This window comes from Halovivax sp. (assembly GCA_007119345.1).
Lineage (GTDB): Archaea > Halobacteriota > Halobacteria > Halobacteriales > Natrialbaceae > Halovivax.
In genome coordinates this window covers 1-5,568 of the sequence record SKPV01000283.1, presented here as the reverse complement: position 1 = coordinate 5,568, position 5,568 = coordinate 1, and the positions used below count along the sequence as shown (strand labels likewise).

At 67.0% G+C, this 5,568-nt stretch carries 5 protein-coding genes; 2 read left to right on the top strand and 3 right to left on the bottom strand.

Features of this window, described 5'->3' with window-relative positions:
* On the top strand, nucleotides 1–1,458 hold a 1,458-nt coding region (locus QZT59_RS18725), incomplete at its 5' end, for a hypothetical protein (protein WP_290819420.1).
* Nucleotides 1,459–1,581: 123 nt separating this feature from the next.
* On the opposite strand, the gene QZT59_RS18720 is transcribed toward QZT59_RS18725, so the two are convergent.
* From QZT59_RS18720 to QZT59_RS18710, 3 genes are all read right to left on the bottom strand, one after another.
* The gene (locus QZT59_RS18720) at nucleotides 1,582–1,719 is read right to left on the bottom strand and encodes a hypothetical protein (protein ID WP_290819418.1); all 138 of its coding nucleotides are present in this window, start codon (nucleotides 1,717–1,719) and stop codon (nucleotides 1,582–1,584) included.
* 182 nt (nucleotides 1,720–1,901) lie between these two features.
* Nucleotides 1,902–2,843, bottom strand: a complete 942-nt coding sequence (locus QZT59_RS18715) for a DUF368 domain-containing protein (RefSeq protein ID WP_290819416.1) — start codon at nucleotides 2,841–2,843, stop codon at nucleotides 1,902–1,904.
* Between the two features lie 343 nt (nucleotides 2,844–3,186).
* On the bottom strand, nucleotides 3,187–3,321 hold the full coding sequence (locus tag QZT59_RS18710; protein ID WP_290819414.1) for a hypothetical protein: 135 nt from the start codon (nucleotides 3,319–3,321) through the stop codon (nucleotides 3,187–3,189).
* 285 nt (nucleotides 3,322–3,606) lie between these two features.
* Between QZT59_RS18710 and hutU the strand changes: the two genes are divergently transcribed.
* The gene (gene hutU, locus QZT59_RS18705) at nucleotides 3,607–5,541 is read left to right on the top strand and encodes a urocanate hydratase (protein ID WP_290819412.1); all 1,935 of its coding nucleotides are present in this window, start codon (nucleotides 3,607–3,609) and stop codon (nucleotides 5,539–5,541) included.
* The last annotated feature ends 27 nt before the right edge of the window (nucleotides 5,542–5,568 follow it).

The window sequence follows — 5,568 nt, the reverse complement described above, 5'->3', positions numbered from 1 at the left end:
TACTATCTCGGCGCCGAGCTCAGGCCGGCCGAGGAGGTGGCCATCTGCACCGCGGACGCCCGGTATCCCCTCGGCGAGGATCGCCGCCTCGAAGACGACGTCGCTCGCGCTCTCAAACGCGTCTTCCTGCTCGATTGCGTCGTCAGGACCGAGGGCGTCTACCAGTACGACCTCCACGAACGCGACGAACTGGAGCCGGCGCTCCCGTGGTCGCTCGCGGAGCTGTACGACGCGCCGCTGGCCCACCAGCTTGACCGCTACTTCGAGGTGCCGTTCGAGACGCTAGAGCCCCACCTACCGCGGTGGCCGCTGACGGCCCACGTGCCGTCGACGCCCAACGGCGTCGAACTGCTCCCGTTCGTCGTGAACGAGCTTGGCATCGTTCGTGAACCGCGCGGGACGACGGTCGGCTCGCTCTCGGAGTTCGGCGGCACGGAGCAGCCAGCGACCGTCGACGCCGCCGGATTGGGGGCGTTTACGCGCTCGGCAGGTCCGGTTCGAGGCCGGCGGGCGCCGCCGACCGACGGCGCCACGGTCGTCGAGCCGGCTGTGACCGACGAATCGATCGAACACGCATGGTTCGGCGACCGCGTGCCGCTGGGAGCGTCGAAGGCGACCGTCGAAGGCTACCAGAATCAGCTCGAACGGGAGTCGCGCAACGAGTCGATCGAGATCCTCGTCGTCTGTAACGACGCTCGAATGCTCGACGAACACGACGTCCTTGACGAGACCTACGGCTCGCGGGAAGTGCTCCCGTTCGACGTCACCTCCGGATTCGGCGTCTCCACGGACGAACTCGCGCGGCTGTTGACCGAGGGCGGTTACGACTTCCTTCACTACATCGGCCACGCGACGAGCGACGGACTCCGCTGTACCGACGGTCGCCTGGACGTTCGCACGCTCAAGTCGGTCGACCTCGGCGTGTTCTTCCTGAACGCCTGTCACTCGTACGAGCAGGGACTCGCCCTGGCCCGCCGGGGCGCGTTCGGCGGCGTCGCGACGCTCGGCGACATCGTCAACGAGGGGGCGGTCGAGTCCGGCGGTGCGCTCGCCCGATTGCTCAACCTCGGCTTCCCGCTCCGGGGCGCCCTCGAGGTGGTCAGCGAGTGGACGGACCTGGGCGAGCAGTATCTCATCGTCGGCGACGGATCGACCGACATCGCGCAGACGAACGGCGGCGCGCCCGCGATCGTTTCGGTCGACTCCGGCGGCGACGCGACTCACGACGTCAGCTTCCGGGTCTATCCGGCCAAAGGGTTCCAGACCGGATCGGTGACGTCGCCGAACCTCCCGGCGTTCGAGGGGATGTACTTGCTCCCGATGCACGACGTCCGGATGACGGTCTCCGACGACGACCTCCGGGACTACTTCACGTGGACGAAGACACCCGTTCTCCTGGATGGGAAGTTGTACGGGAACTCGGAGGTCGGTCCGCCGCAGTTCCTCGGTCACCTATGAGCGTCGATCTCTTTGACCGCGACGAGGCGGGATTGACCGACCGTGGGAACCGATGGAAGACCGGAGTCGGCGCCACGTCTCGCCACGTTACTGGGAAGCTCCGCGTGATAACTGGACGCCTGCTCACGGACCGTAGCCGACATCGGCCGAGGAAGCGGCGACCGAACCGGCTTGACTCAGTAGCATCATCACGGCGAAGAGGAAGCCGATCATTCGTGGGTGCTCTGCGACGGTGTCCTTCAGCGTCTCTTTCGTGGACATCACAGTCTGAAAATGGTAACCATTGGTAATAGTTCTATCTTATAAGGTTAGATATATCAAAAATTAATCCTATGTGGTATAGATGTGTAAAATTCTGTACGCGCCAATTGGCGGCTCGGACGGCCGTAACCGCCGTCTGACGGGCCGGCAGCGCCTCCGTCCCTCGAGACGACGGTGACGAGTCAGGGCGATTCCCCCGCGTCGAGCAAATCCTCAGTGGAGAGGTCCAACGCTAGTACGACCGCCGCGCCGGCCACGCCGGCGACGAACGCCACCTCGATCGAGGCCGCGCCAGTCTCCCCGAGGTTCTCCGCGACCCGCTCTACCGGGAGACGAAGCGCCCCGACCATCAGGCTCACCAGAAACGTCATCGTCGCCGCCCGGTAGCGATCGAGTGCGTAGCGGACGGCGTGGGCCATCGAGAAGAGGCCGACTGCCGCGCCGGCCCCGAACACCAGGACGACGGTTCCCGGCTCGACGACGCTCTGGATAGAGTCGCCGTTGAGCAGTGCGACGATCGCCCCGGTAAACTCGCTGAGCACGCCCGTCATGTACTCGTACTGCCCGAGCACGAGCAGGAGAAACGCCCCGGACACGCCGGGAAGCACCATCGCACAGATGGCGACCGCCCCGGCGGCGAAGACGATCAGCGGCCCGTGGCTCGCGCCGCTGGCGGTGACGCCGGTCACGAGCGCCGCGAGCGCGATACCGCAGACCGCGACGGCGATCCGCCGGGGTGTTCGGACGTCGACGTCCCGGTAGAGGACGATCGCACTCGCCGCGATCAGCCCGAAGAAGAACGCGTAGGTTGCCACCGGATACTCGGTCGTCGCAACGTACATCGCGTTCGAGAGGACGACGATCGCCGAAACGACCCCCAGCCCGAGCGCCACCAGAAACGGGACGTCCATCCTCGTGAGCGCGTCGCGAACCGCCTCCCGCTCGTCGGCACGATGGGGCCGGAGCGCCGGTCGCAACGCTCGGGGGTCGATCGCGGTGATCGCCCGGATCAGCCGGTCGTAGATGCCAACGATGAGCGCGATCGTCGCACCCGACACCCCGGGGACGACGTCGGCCGTCCCCATCGCGAATCCCTTTACGTAGATGACGAGCGCCTCGCGCATTTGCCACTGGTATTTCGGGCACCGACTAAAGGGTTCGGCCACGAATTCGGCGGCCGGCGAGCGGAGACGACGACGTCTCCCGGTCGGCGACGAGGTCGGACCCACCGATCGCTCGCTGGCTGAGGCCGGTCCGCCCACGACAGGTAAACCGCACCCTGACAGATTTTCTCCGGCCGCGACTGACGCTCCCTCGGTGAATCACGCGGACGTCGAGACGGAGAGTGCTCGGTTCTCTCTGCGGTGACGATCCACCAGCCGACTCTCCCCCGTTCAGCGCTTCGCGCCCGTATACCATCAAATGGCTTTCGACGCCATCAAATCGGCCGTCGAGCACCGTGAGGGGTCAGTGCGGTCCGGCGCCGTCGGCGTCGTCCACCTGGTCGGTCGCGAGACCGACCGGAAGCCCGCGACCGTCGTCAGTGAGGCCGAGCAAGCGGGCGAACCGTCGTCGTTCAGCAGCACGTCTGTCGAGAACCATGCCGCCAGTCGATGAGGGGATACCACGTAGTAATGGAGTTCGAATCCCTGGATAAGCATCGATTAGGACGTGATAACGGGTCGCTACGCGCGGCGGTGGCGAGAACCGGGATCTGGCCGTCGCTCTCGCCGTCGACATCCAGGGCGGAGTCGTCCCTCCGTTCTCGGATTCGGAACACCACCCGGTTCCCGGCAAGACTCACTGGCGTCGCGACGAGTGGAGTCGCAACCAGCAGTGAGGAGGTCGCTATCAACGCTTTTGTATCCGGTCGGGTAAGGCGAACGCATGGATCCGGCAGATATTGTCACCGAACGGGACGAGCCCAGTCCGGTCTGGGAGGCCTATCGGGGCGCTCACACCGGCACCGATCTCGAGTGCCAGGGCTGGCGCCAGGAGGCCGCCCTCCGCATGCTCAACAACAATCTCGATCCCGAGGTGGCCGAAAAGCCCGAGGAGCTGGTCGTCTACGGCGGCACGGGGAAGGCAGCTCGCAGCTGGGACGCCTACGAGGCGATCGTCGCCGAGTTGCGCGAACTGGGCGACGCCGAGACGTTGCTCGTCCAGAGCGGCAAACCCGTGGGACGGTTCGAGACGCACGAGCGTGCGCCGCGCGTCTTGATCGCGAACTCCAACCTCGTCGGCCGGTGGGACACCTGGGAGCACTTCCACGAACTCGAGGCCGAGGGCAAGATCATGTACGGACAGATGACGGCGGGCTCGTGGGCGTACATCGGCACCCAGGGCATCGTCCAGGGCACTTACGAGACGCTCGCCGAACTCGCCCGCCAGGAGTACGACGGTGACCTCGGGGGGAAGATCGTTGCCACCGCGGGTCTCGGCGGGATGGGCGGCGCCCAGCCGCTCGCGGTCACGATGAACGGTGGCGTCTGTATCGCCGCGGAGGTCGACGAATCCCGCATCGATCGCCGGATCGAGACCGGCTACTGCATGGAGAAAACCGACGAGGTCGACGAGGCGCTCGAACGCGCCCAAGACGCCGCCGAAGCGGGCGAGCCCTACAGCGTCGGCGTCCACGTCAACGGCGCCGACCTGCTCGAGGGACTGCTCGAGCGCGACGCGGTCCCGGACGTCGTCACCGACCAGACCAGCGCCCACGACGCCCTCGAGGGCTACTACCCCAGCGGCTACACGCTCGAGGAAGCCGACGCCCTTCGCGAGGAGGATCCGGATCGCTACCGCGAAGCGGCGCTCGAGACGATGGCTCGCCACGTCGACGCCATCCTGGCCCTCCAGGAGCGCGGTGCCGTCGCCTTTGAGTACGGCAACAACATCCGCGGTCAGGTCGCCGAGTGGCGCGCCGAGCGTGCCGATGCCAGGGATGGGGCGAAGGGCCCCGACGCCGAGGATGAAGCGGAGGGCCCCGACGCTGGAGACGGGACGGACGGCCCCGACAGTCGCGATCCCTTCGACTTCCCGGGCTTCGTCCCGGCCTACATCCGCCCGCAGTTCTGTCGCGGCCGCGGGCCGTTCCGCTGGATCGCCCTCTCCGGCGAGGAGGCGGACATCCACCGCACCGACGAGGCCGTCCTCGAGCTGTTCCCGGAGAAAGAACGACTGGTTCGCTGGATCGAGCTGGCCCAGGAGCAGGTCTCGTTTCAGGGACTCCCGTCGCGGGTGTGCTGGCTCGGTTTCCAGACAGGCGAGGCGCCGGAGGCGCCTCGAGACGAAGGGAGCGCGGAACGGAGTTCCGCGGACCACTCGAGCGGGCAGGGCCCGCGAGAGGACGGTGGAACCGCCGGAGTGGACGAGGACGGTCTCACCGAACGCGCCCGATTCGCCCTGCGGATCAACGAACTCGTGCGCGAGGGCGAGCTCGCCGCGCCGATCGTCGTCACGCGGGACCACCTCGACGCCGGCTCGGTCGCCTCGCCGAATCGGGAGACGGAAGCGATGAAAGACGGCACCGATGCGGTCGCCGACTGGCCGATCCTGAACGCGCTGCTCAACTGCGCGGCGGGCGCGGACATCGTGAGTGTCCACGACGGCGGCGGCGTCGGCATCGGCAACTCGATTCACACAAACAATCACGTCGTCCTCGACGGCACCGACCAGGCAGCAGCGACCGCACGCCGCGTCTTCACCACCGACCCAGGTATGGGCGTCGTCCGCCACGCCGACGCGGGCTACGCGGAGGCGATCGAGACCGCTGCGGACTCGGACGTCGCGATTCCGATGCGCGATCGGGTGGCCGACCAATGACCGGCACGGATGTCCGACTCGAGGAGT

Excerpts from the sequence above, each read along its gene's own strand:
- QZT59_RS18720 (WP_290819418.1), bottom strand. The coding sequence starts at position 1,719 with ATGTCCACGAAAGAGACGCTGAAGGACACCGTCGCAGAGCACCCACGA.
- QZT59_RS18715 (WP_290819416.1), bottom strand. The coding sequence starts at position 2,843 with ATGCGCGAGGCGCTCGTCATCTACGTAAAGGGATTCGCGATGGGGACG.
- QZT59_RS18710 (WP_290819414.1), bottom strand. The coding sequence starts at position 3,321 with ATGGTTCTCGACAGACGTGCTGCTGAACGACGACGGTTCGCCCGCTTG.
- hutU (WP_290819412.1), top strand. The coding sequence starts at position 3,607 with ATGGATCCGGCAGATATTGTCACCGAACGGGACGAGCCCAGTCCGGTC.